22 protein-coding genes are annotated in these 18,937 nt (G+C 65.1%); 16 read left to right on the top strand and 6 right to left on the bottom strand.

Going from position 1 to position 18,937, the window contains the following annotated elements; all coding sequences use genetic code 11:
* The first annotated feature begins 38 nt into the window (after positions 1-38).
* The 3 genes from SPYCA_RS01710 (at position 39) to SPYCA_RS01700 (ending at position 2,115) form a co-directional block, all read left to right on the top strand.
* Entirely contained in the window at positions 39-239 is a 201-nt protein-coding gene (locus SPYCA_RS01710) for a hypothetical protein (RefSeq protein ID WP_017499946.1), read from the top strand.
* 245 nt (positions 240-484) lie between these two features.
* Positions 485-1,414, top strand: coding sequence for a pyrophosphatase (locus SPYCA_RS01705; protein ID WP_232003626.1), 930 nt, complete (start codon positions 485-487; stop codon positions 1,412-1,414).
* Positions 1,411-2,115, top strand: a complete 705-nt coding sequence (locus SPYCA_RS01700) for a uracil-DNA glycosylase (RefSeq protein ID WP_017499944.1) — start codon at positions 1,411-1,413, stop codon at positions 2,113-2,115. The genes SPYCA_RS01705 and SPYCA_RS01700 overlap by 4 nt, the downstream gene beginning before the upstream one ends.
* On the opposite strand, the gene SPYCA_RS01695 is transcribed toward SPYCA_RS01700, so the two are convergent.
* From SPYCA_RS01695 to SPYCA_RS01675, 5 genes are read right to left on the bottom strand one after another with little or no spacing between them, the layout of a single operon-like run.
* Positions 2,082-2,861: a hypothetical protein gene (locus SPYCA_RS01695; RefSeq protein WP_058454887.1), complete on the bottom strand. Its 780-nt coding sequence runs from the start codon at positions 2,859-2,861 to the stop codon at positions 2,082-2,084. The two genes, SPYCA_RS01700 and SPYCA_RS01695, sit on opposite strands and share 34 nt — an antisense overlap.
* Positions 2,833-3,513 (bottom strand): C1 family peptidase, encoded by a 681-nt coding sequence (locus tag SPYCA_RS01690; RefSeq protein ID WP_058454886.1) that lies wholly within the window; start codon positions 3,511-3,513, stop codon positions 2,833-2,835. Before SPYCA_RS01690 ends, SPYCA_RS01695 begins: the two co-directional genes overlap by 29 nt.
* A gap of 6 nt (positions 3,514-3,519) precedes the next feature.
* A complete protein-coding gene (locus SPYCA_RS01685; protein ID WP_082657683.1) occupies positions 3,520-4,530 on the bottom strand; it encodes an ImmA/IrrE family metallo-endopeptidase in 1,011 nt (336 codons plus the stop codon).
* Positions 4,531-4,533: 3 nt separating this feature from the next.
* Positions 4,534-4,908, bottom strand: coding sequence for a helix-turn-helix domain-containing protein (locus tag SPYCA_RS01680; RefSeq protein WP_017499940.1), 375 nt, complete (start codon positions 4,906-4,908; stop codon positions 4,534-4,536).
* Positions 4,905-5,243, bottom strand: coding sequence for a hypothetical protein (locus SPYCA_RS01675; protein WP_058454885.1), 339 nt, complete (start codon positions 5,241-5,243; stop codon positions 4,905-4,907). The genes SPYCA_RS01680 and SPYCA_RS01675 overlap by 4 nt, the downstream gene beginning before the upstream one ends.
* A 342-nt stretch (positions 5,244-5,585) precedes the next feature.
* Here SPYCA_RS01675 and SPYCA_RS01670 point away from each other — a divergent pair, with 342 nt between their 5' ends.
* From SPYCA_RS01670 to SPYCA_RS19665, 13 genes are all read left to right on the top strand, one after another.
* A complete protein-coding gene (locus SPYCA_RS01670; protein ID WP_058454967.1) occupies positions 5,586-7,613 on the top strand; it encodes a conjugal transfer protein TraG in 2,028 nt (675 codons plus the stop codon).
* 2 nt (positions 7,614-7,615) lie between these two features.
* Complete coding sequence (locus SPYCA_RS01665) at positions 7,616-8,041, top strand: hypothetical protein (protein ID WP_058454884.1); 426 nt, start codon at positions 7,616-7,618, stop codon at positions 8,039-8,041.
* Positions 8,038-9,060, top strand: a complete 1,023-nt coding sequence (gene trbB, locus SPYCA_RS01660) for a P-type conjugative transfer ATPase TrbB (protein WP_058454883.1) — start codon at positions 8,038-8,040, stop codon at positions 9,058-9,060. Before SPYCA_RS01665 ends, trbB begins: the two co-directional genes overlap by 4 nt.
* Positions 9,057-9,410, top strand: coding sequence for a TrbC/VirB2 family protein (locus tag SPYCA_RS01655; protein WP_017499935.1), 354 nt, complete (start codon positions 9,057-9,059; stop codon positions 9,408-9,410). Before trbB ends, SPYCA_RS01655 begins: the two co-directional genes overlap by 4 nt.
* The gene (locus SPYCA_RS01650) at positions 9,407-9,679 is read left to right on the top strand and encodes a VirB3 family type IV secretion system protein (RefSeq protein WP_443026223.1); all 273 of its coding nucleotides are present in this window, start codon (positions 9,407-9,409) and stop codon (positions 9,677-9,679) included. Before SPYCA_RS01655 ends, SPYCA_RS01650 begins: the two co-directional genes overlap by 4 nt.
* Complete coding sequence (gene trbE / locus SPYCA_RS01645; RefSeq protein ID WP_058454882.1) at positions 9,673-12,141, top strand: conjugal transfer protein TrbE; 2,469 nt, start codon at positions 9,673-9,675, stop codon at positions 12,139-12,141. The genes SPYCA_RS01650 and trbE overlap by 7 nt, the downstream gene beginning before the upstream one ends.
* Positions 12,142-12,162: 21 nt before the next feature.
* Entirely contained in the window at positions 12,163-12,900 is a 738-nt protein-coding gene (gene trbJ, locus SPYCA_RS01640; RefSeq protein ID WP_443029502.1) for a P-type conjugative transfer protein TrbJ, read from the top strand.
* Positions 12,901-13,035: 135 nt separating this feature from the next.
* On the top strand, positions 13,036-14,343 hold the full coding sequence (trbL, locus tag SPYCA_RS01635) for a P-type conjugative transfer protein TrbL (RefSeq protein ID WP_120218714.1): 1,308 nt from the start codon (positions 13,036-13,038) through the stop codon (positions 14,341-14,343).
* 3 nt (positions 14,344-14,346) lie between these two features.
* A complete protein-coding gene (trbF, locus tag SPYCA_RS01630; protein WP_058454879.1) occupies positions 14,347-15,189 on the top strand; it encodes a conjugal transfer protein TrbF in 843 nt (280 codons plus the stop codon).
* Positions 15,186-16,037, top strand: coding sequence for a P-type conjugative transfer protein TrbG (gene trbG / locus SPYCA_RS01625; protein ID WP_058454878.1), 852 nt, complete (start codon positions 15,186-15,188; stop codon positions 16,035-16,037). Before trbF ends, trbG begins: the two co-directional genes overlap by 4 nt.
* On the top strand, positions 16,034-17,272 hold the full coding sequence (locus SPYCA_RS01620) for a TrbI/VirB10 family protein (protein WP_058454877.1): 1,239 nt from the start codon (positions 16,034-16,036) through the stop codon (positions 17,270-17,272). The genes trbG and SPYCA_RS01620 overlap by 4 nt, the downstream gene beginning before the upstream one ends.
* On the top strand, positions 17,265-17,477 hold the full coding sequence (locus SPYCA_RS01615) for a DUF2274 domain-containing protein (protein WP_058454876.1): 213 nt from the start codon (positions 17,265-17,267) through the stop codon (positions 17,475-17,477). Before SPYCA_RS01620 ends, SPYCA_RS01615 begins: the two co-directional genes overlap by 8 nt.
* A 4-nt stretch (positions 17,478-17,481) precedes the next feature.
* Positions 17,482-17,715: a helix-turn-helix domain-containing protein gene (locus tag SPYCA_RS19665; protein ID WP_051035681.1), complete on the top strand. Its 234-nt coding sequence runs from the start codon at positions 17,482-17,484 to the stop codon at positions 17,713-17,715.
* A 277-nt stretch (positions 17,716-17,992) separates the two neighbouring features.
* On the opposite strand, the gene SPYCA_RS01605 is transcribed toward SPYCA_RS19665, so the two are convergent.
* Positions 17,993-18,925: a c-type cytochrome gene (locus SPYCA_RS01605; protein WP_443029501.1), complete on the bottom strand. Its 933-nt coding sequence runs from the start codon at positions 18,923-18,925 to the stop codon at positions 17,993-17,995.
* Positions 18,926-18,937: the final 12 nt, after the last annotated feature.

Below are 18,937 nucleotides of genomic sequence, written 5' to 3'. Positions count from 1 at the left end.
GGCTTCCTATTTTCATGAAATTATGTTTTCATGGATTCATGAAAAATATCGCAGCGCAAACCGATGTCGGCGACGAGCATCTTCAGGTGCAGATTCCTGCCGTTACGAAACGCGATCTCGGTCAACGGTCGCTCGATTCCCGCGAGCCGATCCGGATGATCGTACTGCGGGCACTTGAAGCCTATGGCGTGAGCGTCCCCGCAGACGCGATATCGGATCGCCGGAAGGGCAGGCGATGAGCGAGGATTTCGAAGCTCTCACTGTTGCGGATTATGCGAAGCAGGCCGCGCGGACTGATCAACGCAGCGGTGGCCGCGCACTGGGCTTCTCGATGCTTGGCCTTTTCGGCGAAGTCGGCAGCTTGCTCAGTGAGGCCAAGAAAAAGCAGCGCGACGATGCCTCCTACCTGGGTTACGCTCACGCCGTCGCGGAAGAGCTTGGTGACGTCCTTTGGTATCTGGCGGCGATCGCACGGCGCAGCCGCATGGCGCTCAGCGACATCGCTGCCGCCGCGGCGACAAACGGCGGACAATGGCAGACGGGCGGCAACGAAACGCTCAGTTTCCATGCGCTGCAGCCGCAGCACATTCCGCTTGCCAAGGCACCGATGCCGCAGTTCGAGCATAGCCTGCTCGCGCTGGCAGGCGACGTTGGGCTGCTCATCAACGATTTCCAGGCGGGCGGTCTTGCGAAGGACCGCGAAGCACTCGCGGGCCGGCTGGTCGCGGTCATGCGCCGGTTGATCCAGGCGGCAAACGAATCCGGTGTTACCATCGAGGCTGCCGCCGTGAAGAATCTTCACAAGATCTTCGATCGCTGGCCGCGCGAGCGCATCTATCCGGCGCCGACCGATGCGGCGCTCGACCCAGAAGAGCAATTGCCGCGGCGGATGGCGATCGACGTCTATGAACGCACCGTTCGCGGGCAGACATTCGTGTATCAACGCTCAAGCGGTGTGTATGTCGGCGACCGGCTCACCGACAACGCGCTCGAACCCGACGACTATCGCTTCCACGATGTCTTTCACTACGCTTATGTCGCGGTGCTTGGCTGGTCGCCAGTGCTGCGTGCGCTGCTCCGTCTCAAGCGCAAGAGCGATCCGAAACTCGACGACGCCGAAGACGGTGCTCGGGCGATTCTCATCGAAGAGGGCATAACTTCCTGGATTTTCGGACAAGCGCAGCAACTCCGGTACTTTGAAAACGTGAAGCGCGGTGGCCTTCCGCTGGACATGCTGAAGCATGTCCGCCAGTTCGTCGCCGGCTACGAATCAGAACGCTGTCCGCTGTGGCTTTGGGAGGAAGCGATCCTCCAGGGCTATACGGCTTTCCGCTTCCTTCAGGAGCATCGGCGCGGCCGCGTCCTGATCGACTTCGCCAATCGCCGCCTGCGTATCAAGGAATTGCCGTCATGACCCCGAAATCCTTTGTGTCCACCCTGGCGGCGACCGAACTTCCCTCAGTGTTCAATCCCTGGCGCGATCGCTGCACGGTCCATGACCGCAGCGACGCCGCCGCCCGGCGCCGCGACAATCTCGAAATGCTGCTCACCGCGGCGCTTGATCATCGCGTCGAAACGATCTGGATCGCGCGTGATCTCGGCTATCGCGGGGGGCGGCGTACGGGCGTACCGCTGACCGACGAAATTCACCTCGGACATGCCGGTACGCTGATGGGCGGCATCGCATTCGAACGTGCGACGCAGGGACCCGCCGTGGCGGAGCGCACCGCGGCGATCGTCTGGCGTGTGCTAGAGCGGATCGGTCAGCCTGTCATGCTCTGGAACGTTTTCCCGTTCCATCCCCATGAAGCGGATGATCCGATGTCGAACCGATGCCACACGCGAAGCGAGCGCGAGGCGACCTGGCCGATATTGCAAGCCCTCGTGTCAATGATCCGGCCCCGCCAGATCGTCGCGATCGGGCGCGATGCTCACCTGGCGCTGGACGGTCTCGACATTCCGACCACCGCGGTCCGCCATCCGAGCTACGGCGGGCAGCGCGAGTTCATCGAGGGCATGTTCAGCCTGTACGGTGTCGCGGATGACAACGATGAGCCGCTAGAACTGCCGTTGGGCGCGCCTCACGCCGCAGCAAGGAGATGTGCGCTCGCCTGATCGCAGCGCTCAAAGAGTTGCTTAAGATCGCCGCGGTTCCAGTTGGCGGTGTCGACCGTGGCGTTGGTCGAGACGATCGTGAGCGGACCCAGCGCGACCCCGCCTTCCTTGGCGATGAATTCGAGCAGACGGCCGAGGCCGATCAGATTGCCGAGCAGTTTTTCGATATAGTAGTGATTGCGGTAGAGCGCGGTCATGCCGAGGCGACGATCGTCGCCCTTGCCGATCAGCTTGAGACTGGCAAAGCTCAGGCACTGACCGCCGTAGGGCGAGTCATTCACGTCGCGGGCGGGGTCGAAGATCAGCAGTTCGAATTTGTTGAGCGCTCGGACGTTCGGGTTGCGCAGGCGCTCGACGATGCCCCAGATTTGATTGATTGGCTGGCCGTCGGCGCGGGGCAATTCCATCATCCGTTCGAAATAATAGCCCGACCAAGCGCCCGACCTCCGGACCTTCGGCAGCACGTTGTCGCGAAACCGGTCGAAGAATTGCGGCGCGCCGTAGCGCCTGTACAGCGCTGCCGGAAAAATCGTGTTGGCGACCGTCTCGATGGGCTTCTTGCCATGGCCCGAAAGGAAGGCATCGACTTCCGCCACGACGGGATCGGCGAGTGTTGCGCGCGCAGTCGGCTCGGCCACGGAGATGACGACATTCTGCGCCTGGTGTCCGGTGGCGAGGTCGACGAGCCGGACCGCCTCGCGCCAGCCAGCAACGCAGTCAGGCTGCGGCGGTATGGGAAGATACATCGACTTCCTCCGTCAAATTTGCCGTGGCGAAAAGGCGCGGCGCTAGAAAGCGCTCAGTAAGCCAGGCGTGGCCTTCCAAGCCCCAACCTGGTCCCCAGCTGTTGCGGATGAGAATGGCCGGGATGCCGTCCACGGTTCCATGCCCGACCGCGACGACCGCGTGCCGTTGCGCTGGCTCGGGGAGTTCGTCGTTCGCCGGATCGACGACGCCATCACCGCGCGGCTGGAAGAAAGACCGTGACAGCATCGTCAGCATGAGCACCGGCGTGTCACGGTCCAGCGCGGCAAGGATGGATGACAGGTCGGTTCCATCCCTCTGTCCGTTGCGGCCATAGAGCGGGCCAACGGTCGCCGGCGGCGTCCACAGTCGATGATCGGCTGGAACCGCAGCCAGATACGGCCAGCCTTTCTCGTCGGGTTGGCCATCGAGCCGTAGCGCGTCCAGCATTGTGGATAGCAGTGCGCCGCTCGTCGGCGGTCTGCCCGCCCGTTTCTGCGCGGCATGAAAGGCGAATTCACACGACAGCGGTGCCCAGCCGTCGCGAAGCCCGGCGTGGGTGTCGCTCGCGGCGAATGCGAGGCATGTCGGCCGCGCGCCTTGATCGCGCGCAGGTCCGAACAGCGGCCGAAGGTCACGGACGATATCGATCATGGGGCGTCAGGCGGCCTCGAGCAGGTGCCGCCGTTCGGCGCGCGACAGGCCCGTCTGTTCCGGGCCGGTGAGGTCGAAATCGAGCGTCAGGCTGGTGAGGGCCGGCGCAGGCTGCCACGGCCGCCGCTCGTCGAGCGACATGCGGCCGCGCCGCGGCGCATCGGGCGCCGCGGTGACACGGCGGACAACGGGACCACCGATGCCATCGCCGTCGATTGCCTCACGCTCGTCGCGAACGACGGCGAAGCCGCTGGCGATCAGTTGGTCGAGATCCCAGAGATACCCACCGCCGCTATGTTCTTCGAGCCGCAGCACGAAAAGATCATTGCGACTGCCATCGATCCGCGAGCCGGCATCGCGCTCGGTCAGCAGCCAGACGTCGCCGCGATAGTTGTCGGGCCGATAGTCCTTGAGGAGATCGACCTTCAGGCTGCGCGGCTGCGTCCGGAGCAGGTCGGTCATCACCGATGGCGAAATCAGATTGTAGCGAACCAGGGTGCGGCACGTCGCCTCATAGCTGGCGCCGATCCGCAGCGAGAGCTGATAGACGACATTGGGGCGCCGGAAATGATCGATCTGCCATCCTTGTCGCGCGCTGTGCGCGAGCATCAGCCATTTCGGCATCATGAAGGCGATCGCAAAGGCGTCGGCTTCGGTTTCCTCGAAGTTGTTTCCCGGTTCGGGCGACATCGGCATCCGGCGCAGGATGCTCTCATCGTCGAGGCTCGGCTCGTGTCGCATCGAAAAATGCCCGAGTTCGTGCGCGGCCGTGAAGCGCTGGATGCTCATCGGTCGTTCCGTCGTGACGAGAACGCCAGGAGCAGGTGCGCTGAGATAGGCGCCGAGCAGGCCTTTCAGGGGACGAAGCAGCAAGGGTAGACCCACGGCATGGATCGCGCCGAAGACATCGACGCTGCCGCCTTGGGTCTCGATCAGTGCGCGCGTATCGAGTTCGCGATGCAGGCGGCCCGCTGCCATCGTACCAGCGCGAACCGCGCTCGCATAATCCGACGCCATCGATCAGCTCCGTTCGCCGCCAGACCGCGAGCGGAGATATTCGGCAAACCGGCTCAGCTCGGCCCGGTCCTCAGTCGACAAGGCCGCAACGCGTCGCGCCAGATGGGCGACATCGGCGGGAAGGCTCGCGGAGGCCTCGTCTTCGCCGGTAAAATAGGCCACCGACTGGCGGTAAAGACGGGCAAGCCGCGTCAGTTCGATCGCTTCAACGCGGCGCTGGCCATTCTCGATATCGGTAAGCGCGGTCCGGGGAATCTTGAGATAGGCAGCAACTTCTTCCTGCTTGAGGCCGAGATATTTCCGTGCTTCGCGCAGACGGTCGCCCAAGCGCCGCCGCTCCTGCTCGTCGCCTTCCTGGCGGAGTGCGAGATTGGTCATGGCTTCGACCCTTTCTTCTTAACCCAGACGCGTTCGATCTTAGGGAGGAGGTCGTCAATCGCCTTCTCGATCGAATTGTAGCCGCCGGTGCGGACGATGCTGTCGCGAAGCTCGATGTCGAGGACCTGCTCCACCGCGCAAAGCGTGTCGACCACGGACAAGGAGTCGAGTGGCACGGGCGCCTGGATGATCTTCGGGTTTTCCGGAGGTAGGGCAATTCCGCGCACCTGTGCCTCAGCCCTGGCCACTTGCAGCAGTTCGTCGACCAACGCCCTAATGGCGTCGGCTTTGGGAAACGCGGTTGCCGCGGGCTTCGGAGGAGCGATTGTCGCCATGCATGCCTCGCACGATTTCACTACATTAAATGCGATATAATGTCTGATAATCCGACACGCAAGCCCGAATTTGCAGCTCGGATTTTTGCAGGGTGTAGCGGGTCATCGGCGGTGCGGTGTGGTGGTCAGTGCCACCTCGAGGGACAACGGCAGGGCAGAATCATCAACTCGGGTCATAGCTCGATCAAAAGAACAGAGCTGGAATATTGAGTCAGTCGCCGACGAGTGATCTCCTTCGGTCACCCACCAGCCCCCAGCGGCTCCGTTCATTTCGGGCGGCCCATAGCCGAGTCTTGAAGCCGCGCCCCGACCGCATCCGGCGGTATGGGCGGGAGCTTCAACGTGACCCCGACCAAATTGCTCATCGGCCAGATCCTTGTCGTGTTCGCAATCGTGATCGCGGGCCTCTGGGCGGCGACCCAATGGGCGGCGGCGATGCTCGCCTACCAGCCCGAACTTGGTCCGGCCTGGTTCATGGCTGGAAGCACGCCGGTCTATCGTCCCTGGGCGCTCTTCCCCTGGTGGTATCACTACGATGCCTATGCGCCGCATGTTTTCGACAAGGCCGGCGCGCTCGCCGGCGCGAGCGGTTTCATCGGCTGCGGCGCGGCGATCGCAGGCTCGCTCTGGCGCGCGCGGCAGTCGCGCCAGGTCACCACTTATGGTTCCGCGCGCTGGGCCAAGCCGAACGAGATCGAGCGGGCAGGCCTTCATGGTGACGCCGGCGTGTTCCTGGGCCGCTCGCGTGGCCGTTATCTGCGCCATAACGGCCCCGAACATATCATGGCGTTCGCGCCGACCCGTTCGGGCAAGGGCGTCGGGCTGGTCATACCGACGTTGCTCGGCTGGACCGGCAGCACCGTCGTTCACGACATCAAGGGTGAAAACTGGCAGCTCACCGCCGGTTGGCGCGCGCGCTTCTCCCACGTCCTGCTGTTCAACCCGACCGATCCCGCTTCCGCCAAATACAACCCGCTGCTCGAAGTCCGGCGCGGCGAGCATGAGGTCCGCGACGTCCAGAACATCGCCGACATCCTGGTCGATCCCGAAGGCGCGCTCGAACGGCGCAACCATTGGGAGAAAACCAGCCACAGCCTGCTGGTCGGCGCGATCCTCCACGTTCTTTATGCCGAGCCGGAAAAGACGCTCGCGCGGGTAGCCACATTCCTGTCGGACCCCCAGCAGCCGTTCGTCACCACGCTCCGGCGGATGATGACCACCAATCATCTCGGCACGAAGGATGCGCCGATCGTGCATCCGGTCGTGGCGTCGGCGGCGCGCGAGGTGCTCAACAAGTCCGAGAACGAGCGCAGCGGCGTCCTCTCCACCGCCATGTCATTTCTCGGCCTCTATCGCGACCCGACCGTCGCCGAGGTCACGTCGCGCTGCGACTGGCGGATCGCGGATCTCGTCGAGGCGGGCCACCCCGTCTCGCTCTACCTCGTCATTCCGCCATCGGACATCAGCCGAACCAAGCCGCTGGTACGCTTGGTGCTCAACCAGATTGGTCGCCGCCTTACCGAGAAGCTGGATGCCGATCCTGCCAAGGCGGGCAAGCACAAGCTCCTGATGATGCTGGACGAGTTTCCGGCATTGGGGCGCCTCGACTTCTTCGAGACCAGCCTTGCGTTTCTTGCAGGCTATGGGGTTCGCGCCTTCCTGATCGCGCAGTCGCTCAATCAAATCGAGAAGGCATATGGCGAGCACAACTCCATTCTCGATAACTGCCATGTCCGTATTGCCTTCGCGACCAATGACGAACGCACGGCGCGGCGGATCTCGGACGCGCTCGGCATCGCCACCGAGCAGCGCGCGATGCGCAACTACGCCGGCCACAGGCTCGCGCTGTGGTTGGCCCATGTCATGGTCAGCCGGCAGGAGACGGCGCGGCCGCTCCTGACCACCGGCGAGGTGATGCAGCTCCCGCCCAAGGACGAACTGGTGCTCGTTTCCGGCATGGCGCCGATCCGCGCGAAGAAGCTGCGCTATTACGAGGATCGCAATTTCCGCGAGCGGATCGCGCCGCCGCCCCAGCTCGCGCCCGGAGACTATCCCGATCGCCCGCAGGGCCGCCCCGACGATTGGAGCGGGCTGGTCCGCGCGCCTGACAGCCGGCTTGGCAAGGCCGACGACGACGCGAAAGCCGATGAGGACGGCGGCTTGCAACAGCAGCGCCATCCCGGACTCGGCGAGGAACAGACCAAAAAGCCCGAACCGCCCAGGCAGCTCGATCTTCTCGGCCTCGACCGCGACGACACCGATCCCGTCGCCGAAAAGCACGCGATGGACCGCGCCGGCACCACCGGCACGCTGATCCGCGCCCATACCATCAACCAGGGTCGCGACAGCGACACACTGCCGAGCTTCTGACGATGGCGGCGATCAAACCCAACCGCGTCCGCTACCAGCTCTTCCTGCCCGAAGATCTGAGCCACCGCTTCGAGGCGCTGGCGAGCCAGCCCGGCGCGTCCAAATCGGCGATCCTCACCGACGCGCTCACCGCCTGGCTCAACCGGCAGGCGGCGAGCGGGCTGGAGAACAAGTTCAGCCAGCGGCTCGATCGCATGTCGCTCGCGCTGGGGCGTGTCGAGCGTGACGGGCATGTGCTGCTCGAGAGCCTGGCGCTGTTCATCCGCTATGAACTGATGGTGCAGGCCCCTTTGGCCGAAGCCGACGAAGCGGCGCGTGCGATCGGCCGAGACCGCTTCGAGGCGTTCATTGCCCGCGTCGGCGAAGCGCTCGCCAGCGGCCAGCGCACGCTTGCTGCCTCCGCGAAAGACAATGGAGGTGGGCGATGAGCGACACGCTTTTCGGCTCCGATAATTCCGCAGGGCGTCGGCGCGCGATGCTGCGCACCGCGATGGGGACGACTATCGCGGCGGCGCTGGCCGATCCGATGGTCATCGAGATCATGGTCAACCCGGACGGCGTGTTGCGCCTCGATCGACTTGGCGAAGGCCGGATCGATACCGGCACCAAATATGAGCCCGCGCAAGTCGAGCGGATCATTCGTCTGGTAGCATCCCACGCGCGCACCGAGGTTCATGGCAATGCGCCGATCGTTTCGGCCGAGCTGCCGCCGCACGGCGAAGGCGCGGGCGAGCGGTTCGAGGGTATCCTGCCGCCGGTCAGCCTCGCGCCATGCTTCTCGATCCGCAAGCCCGCGGCGCGCATCTACACTTTGCTCGACTATGTGCGGGACGGCATCATGCTCGCCGACACGGCGCGACTGCTGTCGATGGCCGTGGTCGAGCGCAAGAACATCCTGGTCGCGGGCGGCACCAGTTCGGGCAAGACGACGCTTGCCAACGCGCTGCTCGCCGAGATGGCGCACCTCGATGAACGCGTCATCATCATTGAAGACACGCGTGAGTTGCAATGCGCCGCGCCCGACGTGGTGGGGCTGCGCACGCGTACGATCGGCACTGCCGGAGCCGGCGGCGTCACGATGGCTGATCTTGTCCGCTCGACATTGCGGCTCCGCCCCGATCGCATCGTCGTTGGCGAGGTGCGCGGGCGCGAAGCGCTCGACATGCTCAAAGCCTGGAACACCGGGCATCCGGGCGGCATCGCAACCGTCCACGCCAATTCGGCAGTGTCGGCCCTCTACCGGCTCGAGCAGCTCGTGCAGGAAAGCGTCGTCACCGTTCCGCGCCGGCTGATCGCCGAATCCATCGACATGATCGTGTTCATCGCCGGGCGCGGCCTCGCGCGCCGCGTCGACACGATCGCGCGCGTCGCCGGCCTCGATCCCGACGGCGGCTACGCCGTCCTCGACCTTACTCCCGACCACGCCCTCGAACCCCAAGGAGAATGACCATGCGCTTGTCCCGTATTCCTGCCCGTATTCCTGATCGTCGGAGCATCTTCCTCACCGGAGCCGCCATCGGCCTCGGGCTTGCGCTCGCCGCCACCGCGCAGGCCGCCGGCTCGGGCATGCCGTGGGAGGAACCGCTCCAGCAGGTGCTGGAGTCGGTCCAGGGTCCGGTCGCCAAGATCGTCGCGGTGATCATCATCATCGTCACCGGTTTGACGCTGGCGTTCGGCGAGACAGCAGGCGGGTTCCGCCGCCTCATCCAGATCATCTTCGGCCTGTCGATTGCGTTCGCGGCGTCGAGCTTCTTCCTCAGCTTCTTCAGCTTCGGCGGTGGAGCGCTCATCTCGTGATCGCCTCCGGCAGTCATATCGAGGGTTTCGAGGCGCCGATGCACCGCGCGCTCGCCGAGCCGATCCTGCTCGGCGGGGCGCCGAGGGCGATCGCGATCGTCAATGGTACGATCGCGGCCGCGCTCGGGCTCGGTCTCCAGCAGTGGATCGCCGGGCTGGCCATGTGGGCGTTCGGGCACACCCTCGCGGTGTTCGCCGCCAAACGCGATCCCGACTTCGCCCCGGTCCTGGTTCGCCACCTTCGCCAGAAGGGGCATCTGTCATGCTGAATCTGCGCGAATACCGTCAGAAGGCCGCCCGGCTCGCCGATCACCTTCCATGGGCGGCGCTTGTCGCGCCCGGCGTGGTGCTCAACAAGGACGGCAGCTTTTCGCGCGTCCTCAGGTTCCGCGGCCCCGATCTAGAATCCGCCACCGAAGCCGAGCTTGTCGCCGCCTGCGCGCGGGCGAACAATGTCCTGAAGCGCTTCGGCTCGGGCTGGGCACTCCATTTCGAGGCCGAGCGGCGCGAAGCGCTGGGTTATCCCGACAGCAGCTTTCCCGATGCGGCGTCGTGGCTGGTCGATGAGGAACGGCGCGCGGCGTTCGAAAGCGCGGGCGCGCATTTCGAGAGCCGCTATTATCTGACGCTCACCTTCCTGCCTCCGCCCGATCAGGCGGACACGGCGGGCCGAGCGCTGGTCGAGCGCAGCGACGACGCGAAGGGCCGCGACTGGCGACAAGCGCTTGCCGGCTTCATCGCCGAGACGGATCGCGCGCTTGACCTGTTCAGAGGCTTCATGCCCGAGGTGCGCGCGCTCGGCGACAGCGAAATGCTGACCTTTCTCCACGGTGCGATCTCCGCGCGCCGCCATGTCGTCGCCGTGCCCGAAACGCCCATCTATCTGGACGGGCTGCTGGCCGACACGCCGCTGACCGGCGGGCTGGAGCCGATGCTGGGCGACCAGCATCTGCGGACGCTGACCATTCTCGGATTTCCGAACGCGAGCCGTCCCGGCATCCTCGACGGACTCAACCATGAGGATTTTGGCTATCGCTGGGTGACGCGCTTCATTGCGCTCGACAAGACCGACGCAACCAAAGCGCTCACTCGCCTGCGGCGGCAGTGGTTCAACAAGCGCAAGTCGATCACCGCGCTGCTGCGCGAAGTCATCTACAACCAGCCGGTCCAGCTTCTCGACAGCGATGCCGACAACAAGGTGGTCGATGCCGACCTGGCCTTGCAGGCGCTCGGCGGCGATCATGTCGCGTTCGGCTATCTGACGACGACGATCACCGTTGCCGATATCGACCGCGCCCGCGTCGAGGAAAAGGTCCGCGCGGTCGAGCGCATCGTCAACGGGCTCGGCTTCACCTGCATCCGCGAGGGCATGAATGTGGTCGAGGCGTGGCTGTCGAGCCTGCCGGGCCATGTCTATGCGAACGTCCGGCAACCGATCGTCCACACCCTGAATCTCGCGCATCTCATGCCGCTGTCCTCGGTATGGGCAGGACCGGCGCGTAATCCGCATCTCGACGGTCCGCCGCTGCTTTATGCGGAAACCAGCGGCTCGACGCCGTTCCGTCTCAGCACGCATGTCGGCGACGTCGGTCATATGCTGATCGTCGGACCCACCGGGGCCGGAAAGTCGGTGCTGCTCGCAATGCTCGCGCTTCAGTTCCGGCGATATCCAGACTCCCAGGTCTATGTCTTCGACAAGGGATTTTCGGCGCGCGCGGCCGTGCTGGCGATGGGCGGCGCGCATCACGCGCTCGGGCTTGGCGGCGAGAGCGGTCATGCCGATGACGAGGGCGGGCGAACGATCGCCTTCCAGCCGCTGCGCCACATCGATCGCTCCAACGAACGAGCCTGGGCGGCCGAATGGATCGGCGCGCTGCTCGCCCATGAGAAAGTACTGGTCACACCCGAGATCAAGGAGGCCGTCTGGTCGGCGCTCACCAATCTCGCGACTGCCCCGATCGAGGAACGCACGCTCACCGGCCTGTCGCTGCTGCTGCAATCGGCACCGCTGCGATCGGCGCTCACGCCCTATACGCTCGAAGGACCGTTCGGCCGCCTGCTCGACGCCGCCGAAGACGATCTAGCGATCGCCGACGTGCAGTGCTTCGAGACTGAAGCGCTGATGGGGCAGGCGGGCGTCGTTGCGCCCGTGCTGACCTACCTGTTCCACCGGCTCGAAGAGCGCTTCACCGGGCGGCCGACGCTTCTCGTACTGGATGAAGCCTGGGTGTTCCTCGACCACCCGCTGTTCGCCGCGCGCATTCGTGAGTGGCTGAAGGTGCTGCGCAAGAAGAACGTCAGCGTCGTGTTCGCGACACAGAGCCTAGCCGATATCGCCGACAGCACGATCGCGCCGGCCATCATCGAAAGCTGTCCGCAGCGCATCTTGCTGCCCAATGATCGGGCGATCGAGCCGCAGGGCCAGACGGCCTACGTCCGCTTCGGTCTCAACGCGCGCCAGATCGAACTGGTCAGCCGCGCGACGCCCAAGCGGCAATATTATCTGCAATCAGCGCGCGGCAACCGGCTGTTCGAGCTTGGGCTAGGCCCGATCGCGCTGGCGTTGTGCGGCGCGTCCGATCCCGACAGCCAGAAGCGCATAGACGCGGTGCTGGCCGAAAAGGGCCAGGCCGACTTCGCCGCGACCTTTCTCTCCCAAGCCGGCCTCGATTGGGCGGCCGACCTGCTTGGGCGTCACCCTGCCGCCCGCCCCCCAGAAGACAAGGAGTAATTTCCCGTGCCCCGTATCCCTATCCGCAAATATGCGTGCCTCTCTGCTCTCGCGCTCGGCGCCGTCGGCTCGCTCGGTATCGGCATCGCGTTGACCTCGACGCCCGTCGCGGCCCAGCTCAGCGTGTTCGATCCATCGAACTATTCGCAAAACCTGCTCACCGCCGCGCGCACGCTCGCCCAGATCAATAACCAGATCCAGAGCCTCCAGAACGAAGCGCAAATGCTGATCAACCAGGGCAAAAACCTCACCAGGATCGATTTCCCGCAACTTCAGGAGCTTCGCCAGCGCCTCCAGCAGATCGACCAGCTCATGGGCCAGGCGCAGGGCGTCGACTTCCGCATCGATCAGCTCGACGAGCGCTTCCGCCAGCTCTACCCGCAGGAGTTCGATCAGGTGTTCCGCCGCGATCAGCGTGTGGCTCGCGCACGCGATCAACTCGATACCGCAATGTCCGCGTTTCGCCAGACGATGGGGGTCCAGAACCGCATCGTCGACAACGTACGGAGCGACACGCAGGCGCTCGCCGACATCGTCGCGCGCAGCCAGGGCGCGGAAGGCTCGCTTCAGGCGCAGCAGGCCACGAACCAGCTTCTCGCGCTCACCGCCAAGCAGCAGCTCCAGCTTCAGCAAATGATGGCGGCGCAGTTCCGGGCGGAATCGGTCGAGCAGGCGCAGCGGGGCCAGATCGCGCGCGAGGCACGCGAGTCAACGCGCCGCTTCCTCGGCGACGGCAAGGCTTACACGCCACGCCAATGAGCTGAGGCAGGCGAGGACCGCGCCCCCAGCTCCCCCCGGTCCGAACCTGTCTCGTCGCGGGGGCCGTAGGGCTTGCCCCTCTCATGGCCGCCGGTCCCCGCGACACCTTTCAACTTCAAGCAGGAACCCGCCCATATGGATGACCTGAATGTCATCGATCAGTTCATGGAGGCCTTCGCCTCCTACATCGACAGCGGGTTCGGCCTGTTGGGCGGTGACGTCGGTTTCCTGACCACGATCCTGATCGGCATCGACATCACTCTCGCCGGGCTGTTCTGGGCGCTCGGCGGCGAAGACGACGTCATCGCCAAGTTCCTCAAGAAGATCCTCTATGTCGGCGTCTTCGCCCTGATCCTCAACAGCTTCTCGACACTGTCCGATATCATCTTTCGCAGCTTCGCCGGCCTCGGCCTCACCGCAGGGGGCAGCGCGATTACGGCTGACGATTTATTGCGACCCGGCAAGCTGGCCGGGACCGGCTTCGAGGCAGCATGGCCGCTCCTCGAGCAGGCGAAGGAGTTGGTTGGCCCGATCGCCTTCTTCGACAATTTCATCGAGATCGCCGTGCTGGTGATCGTCTGGGTCGTCGTCATCGCCGCCTTTTTCATCCTCGCGATCCAGCTTTTCATCACAATCCTCGAATTCAAGCTCACTTCGCTCGCCGGCTTCGTGCTCGTGCCCTTTGCGCTGTGGAACCGCACGTCGTTCCTCGCCGAACGGGTGCTCGGGAACGTCGTCAGTTCGGGCATCAAGGTCATGGTGCTCGCGGTCATCGTCGGCATCGGCTCTAACTATTTCGCCGACTTCACCAGTGCGATCACCGGCGACGAGGTGTCGATCGAACAGGCCGTGTCGCTGATGCTCGCGAGCCTCGCGATCTTTGGCCTCTCCATCTTCGGCCCGGGAATCGCATCCGGCCTCGTCGCCGGCGCGCCGCAGCTCGGCGCCGGATCGGTGATCGCCACTACCGCGCTTGCCGGCGGAGGTCTTGCGATGGCAGGCGCTGGCGCCGTCGGCGCGGCACGCGGTCTCGCGGGGGCCGGTCTCGGCGCGATCCGCGCCGGTACATCGATGGGGTCTGCCGCATCCACCGCCTACAAGCTCGGGCAGGAAACCTCGGGCTCGACCAGCGTCGGCGCGGGCCTCGGCGGCGTTGCGACCGCCATGCGCGGCGCGGCTGCCAACCGGATGAGCGGCGGTCTCGGCGTTAGCGCTGCCGCCGATCGTGGGCAGCGCGCCGCATGGGAAGCAGGAAGCACCCGTGCCGGCGGCGGCGCCCCCGCAGCCGCGCCGACAGGCGCAGCTGAAGGAACACCCGCCTGGGCGCAGAAGCTTCATGCCAGCCAGAATGCTCGCCACCGCCGTCAGATGGCGATCCACGCAATCCAGGGCGGCGACCGCGGCGGCGCTGGCGCCACTCCAGACATCAAGGAAAGGGACTGAGCGATGAAATTTCGACGCGCATTGCAGCGCTATGGGCGAACGCCCGAACCCGAGACACCCTACCAACGAGCGGGCCAGCTTTGGGATGAGCGTATCGGCTCGGCTCGCGCACAGGCGAAGAACTGGCGGCTGATGGCCTTCGGCGGCCTGTTCCTGACCACTGGTCTGTCGGGCGCGCTGGTCTGGCAATCGATGCAAAGCCGCGTCGTGCCCTATGTGGTCGAGGTCGATGCACTCGGGCAAGCACAGGCCGTCGCGCCTGCCGCCAAGGACTATCGGCCGACCGATCCGCAGATCGCATGGTTCCTCGGCCGGTTCATCACCGGCGTTCGAGCGCGCTCGCTCGATCCGGTATTGATGCGTGAAAACTGGCTATCAGCCTATGATTTCGCGACCGAACGTGCGTCACTGTTCCTCGGCGAATATGCCCGCACCTCCAATCCGTTCGCCGATGTCGGGCGCAAGACGGTTTCGGTGCAGGTGACGAGCATCGTCCGCGCGTCAGATACGAGCTTCCAGGTCAAATGGACCGAGCAGCAATATGAGCGGGGAAGCCTCGCCAGCACGTCACGCTGGACGGCGATGCTCACGGTGAAGATCAAGCCGCCGCGCTCGGCCGATGTGCTCCGAAAAAACCCGCTCGGTCTCTATGTTGACGCGATCGACTGGAGCCGCGAACTGGAAACGCCGCAGGACCGGCCACCTTCGCCGCAACCATCGGCCGTGCCCGATCCCGCACAATCACTCCCGGTCGCGCCGCCCGCCGACATTCCGCTGGGCTCGCCGCTCGATCCGACCCTTGCTCAACCCGCAGCCGCACCATCCCCCGAAAGGACCGACCAATGATCCGTGCCCTCATCCTGGCGGCGAGCGCGATGGCGCTTGCCATGCCCGCCGCTGCGCAGAGCCGCGAACCCGCGTCACCGACCGCGCGCGTCACTGCCGCCAACCGGGCGGCACTGCGCGAGCCGTCGAGCGCGGGATATATATATGCCGTCCAGGTCTATCCCTGGGCGGAAGGCGTGCTCTACCGGCTCTATGCCGCGCCCGAGCGCATCACCGACATTGCCTTGCAGCCGGGCGAAACGATTGTGTCCGTCGCCGCCGGCGACACCGTGCGCTGGACTGTCGGCGATACCACCAGCGGCATCGGCGAAAGCAAGCGCGTGCACATCCTCGTCAAGCCGTTTTCGGCGGGCCTACGCACAAACCTTGTCATTGCTACCGATCGCCGGACCTACCATCTCCAGCTCGAAAGCACGCCCGCGACCGCGATGGCGGCGATCTCCTGGACCTATCCACATGACGAGCTGATCGCGCTCCGGCGTCAGCGGGATGCAGCCGTGGCGGCGACGCCGATCGCGTCGGGCCTCTCGGTCGAAAGCCTCAACTTCAACTATGCGATCTCGGGCGACAAGCCGGCCTGGCGGCCGCTGCGCGCGTTCGACGATGGGCGGCAGACCTACATCGAGTTCTCGCCCGCGATCGCCGTGGGTGAGGCGCCCCCGCTGTTCGTGATTGGCGAGGATGGCGAGGCCCAGCTCGTCAACTATCGCGTCGCCGGCCGCTATTATGTGGTCGACCGCCTGTTCGGTGTCGCCGAGCTGCGCCTTGGCGGCAAGAAACAGCAGATTGTCCGTATCACCGCCGCCCAGCCGAAGAGCCGGCAGCGCAAGGCCGGGAGGGGCGCGTGACCGATCCAACCGCTTCTTCCGCGCCGATCGCGGCGCCCAAAGCCGACCCCGAAACGCTCGTTCTGCGCGCGGCGCCGGGCCGCGTCACCCGTTTTCGCCGCGGTGCGATCGTCGCCATCGCTGCCGCCGGCTCGACCGCGATCATCGGCGTCGCCTGGCTGGCGCTCAAGCCCGCGACCCTGAGCCTGATCGCACCAAGCGATGAAAAGCTGGTTGGCGCGAAGGCGCCGCCTGATGCGCTCGCGGGCGCGCCGACGAGCTATGGCGACGTGCCGAAGCTCGGGCCACCGCTTCCCGGTGATCTCGGGCGGCCGATCCTCGAGCGCCAGCGGCAGCTTGGCGGGATGGTTCCCCCTGACCCCGCTGCCGATGCGGTGAGCCGGGCCGCGCAGGAAGCCGAAGCCGAGCGCCAGCGCATCGCCGCTGAGCAGAAGGCCGCACGCGAGTCTGGCGTCATGCTGCAATTGGCGGGCGGCGGTCGCGCCGCCGCCCCTGCACCGGTGACTACCGATGCAAGTGTTCCGCCAGCATCGGCCGAGACTGCCAAGCCGCTCCTCGACCCTGACCGAGATCCTAACGCCCAGGGGCGCAAGAACGAATTGGTCGGCCGCGCCAATCGCGACGACGACATCAATCCGCACGCGCTGGCGCAGTCCGTATCGCCTTGGATCTTGCAGGCCGGCAGCATCATTGCCGCGAGCCTCATAACCGGGCTCAACTCGGATCTTCCCGGGCTCGTCACCGCGCAGATCACGGAGAACGTCTATGACAGTGTGACCGGGCGCGGTCTGCTCATTCCGCAAGGATCGCGGCTGATCGGCAGCTACGACAGCGTTGTAGCGTTTGGGCAGAGCCGTGCGCTGGTCGTCTGGCAGCGGATCATCCTGCCCGACGGCTCGTCGATTCGTATCGACAATGTGCCGGCGACCGATACGCAGGGCTATGCGGGTCTGTCCGACCGGATCGACCGGCATACTTGGCAGCTTCTGAAGGGCGTCGCCCTGTCGACATTGCTGGGCGTCGGCACTGAATTGAGCTTCGGCAGCACCGAAAGCGACCTTGTCCGGGCGATCCGCGAGTCAGCGCAGCAGAGCGGCGCGCGCGCCAGCGATCAGCTCGTCACGCGCAATCTCAATATCCAGCCGACCTTGCGCGTTCGCCCCGGCTGGCCGCTACGGGTGGTCGTGCACAAAGACATCATATTGCCCGGACCCTGGGGAGGCCGTCATGGCTGATTTGAAGCTGCCAAGGCTGCCCGATCGGACGCCGGTTAAGATCACGATCAACGTCATGCCGGATCTCATCGAAGCGCTGAACGACTACGCCGAGGCCTATGAGGCGGCCTACGGCCGACGCGAGTCCGTACCGGACCTCATTCCATTCATGCTTAGCGGCTTCCTGGCGAGCGACCGCTCGTTCAGCCGGGCACGTAAGAAATAGTCCGATGTCGGCCCGGCAGCCTGCAACGAATGGCGACGACGCGCCCCCGATTGGGCCGATAAGCGTTCGCATTCCCGACGCAGTACGGATGACGGGGCTCAGCAAATCCAAGATCTACCAGCTCATCGCTTCCGGCGACATCGAGGCAGCCAAGGTCGGCCGTGCAACCGTGGTGTTTGTCGATAGTCTGCGGTCCTTTCTGCGATCACACTGTAAACAGCCGCGTTCTCGGGCGTAGCAGGGATCGCGCATGTCGGCCTGTCGATATTTCGGCACGGCCTGTCGCGAAGGGGTAAAATTGGGGGTGGATTGAGCGGAATTATCGGCACGACGATCAAGAACGTTGTTATAAATCAGTATCTTATGTTTTTCGTGTGAATCCCTCCTCCGCTACCAACCGAGCGCGGTTTGCCGACATTGCGGTTGAACCTGTTTGTGCCGAACGTCCGACCATAGGCATCATCCGTCAAAGCATCGCGACATGACAATGTTCCGCCGCGACAATGCGCTGGCGCTCACCGTCCCACTGGCTGGGAAGCATCGGGCAGGTTCGCCCTGGTCCAGTTGGACCGGTCGATGACATAGGCGCGGATCGCCTCAGCATCGGCGGGAGTGAGCACGCGCGCGAAGCTGACCATTCCGCGATCCTTGAGCGCGCCGTCGATGGTCACGGCCTTCCACGCGTCGGCGTTGGTCAGCGTGCCCGAGACGCGCAGGTCGGGGGTGAAGCCGTTGCCGATCGCGCTGTCGCCGTGGCAGATCATGCAATAGCGCCCGAACAGCGCCTTGCCCGTGGCGACCTGCGCTGCGGTGCCGAACTGCGGCGGCGGGTTCCACGCGAGCGTCGTCGTTCCCGGCAGCGCGGGCAGCTGCACCGTGCCGCCGAGCTTCAAGACGACGAGGCGCGGGATATTGGGCAGTTTGCGCGTCGCGCCGCCCGCGACGCCAGCGACGAGCGGGAAAGCGCCGCCCTTGCTCGTCTGGAAGGCGACATATTGCACGCCATTCACGCGGAAGGTCGATGGCGCGCTGACGATCCCCGACTGCATGTCGAGGTCGAGAAGCTGTCTGCCCGTATCGGCGGCATAGGCGCGGAAGCGGCCGGTGCTCGTGCCCTGGAAGACGAGATTGCCTGCGGTCGTCATCGTGCCGCCGTTCCACGCCGCGGGATGGTCGACGCCCCACGCCACCTTGCCGCTGCGCGGATCGAAGGCGACGAGCCGCCCGGTGGTTGCAGCGATCGCCGCCTTGAACGCGGCCTTTTCGTCGGGCAGCATCGTCTTGTTCAAGGAGGTGCCGACGTTGAAGCCGAGTACCTTCCTTTTGTCGAGTTCGTCCATATCCTGGAGATAGCCCATCGGGATTTGCTGCGCGGGGATGTAGACGAGCCCCGTCGCGGGATTATAGCTCATCGGGTGCCAGTTGTGTGCGCCAAGCGCGCCGGGGATCGCGATGAACGG

Origin of the sequence: Sphingopyxis sp. FD7 (genome assembly GCF_003609835.1) — a bacterium.
In the GTDB taxonomy this organism is placed as follows: domain Bacteria; phylum Pseudomonadota; class Alphaproteobacteria; order Sphingomonadales; family Sphingomonadaceae; genus Sphingopyxis.
Note: the sequence above shows the minus strand (reverse complement) of the source record. Positions and strands in the feature narration are given on the sequence as shown.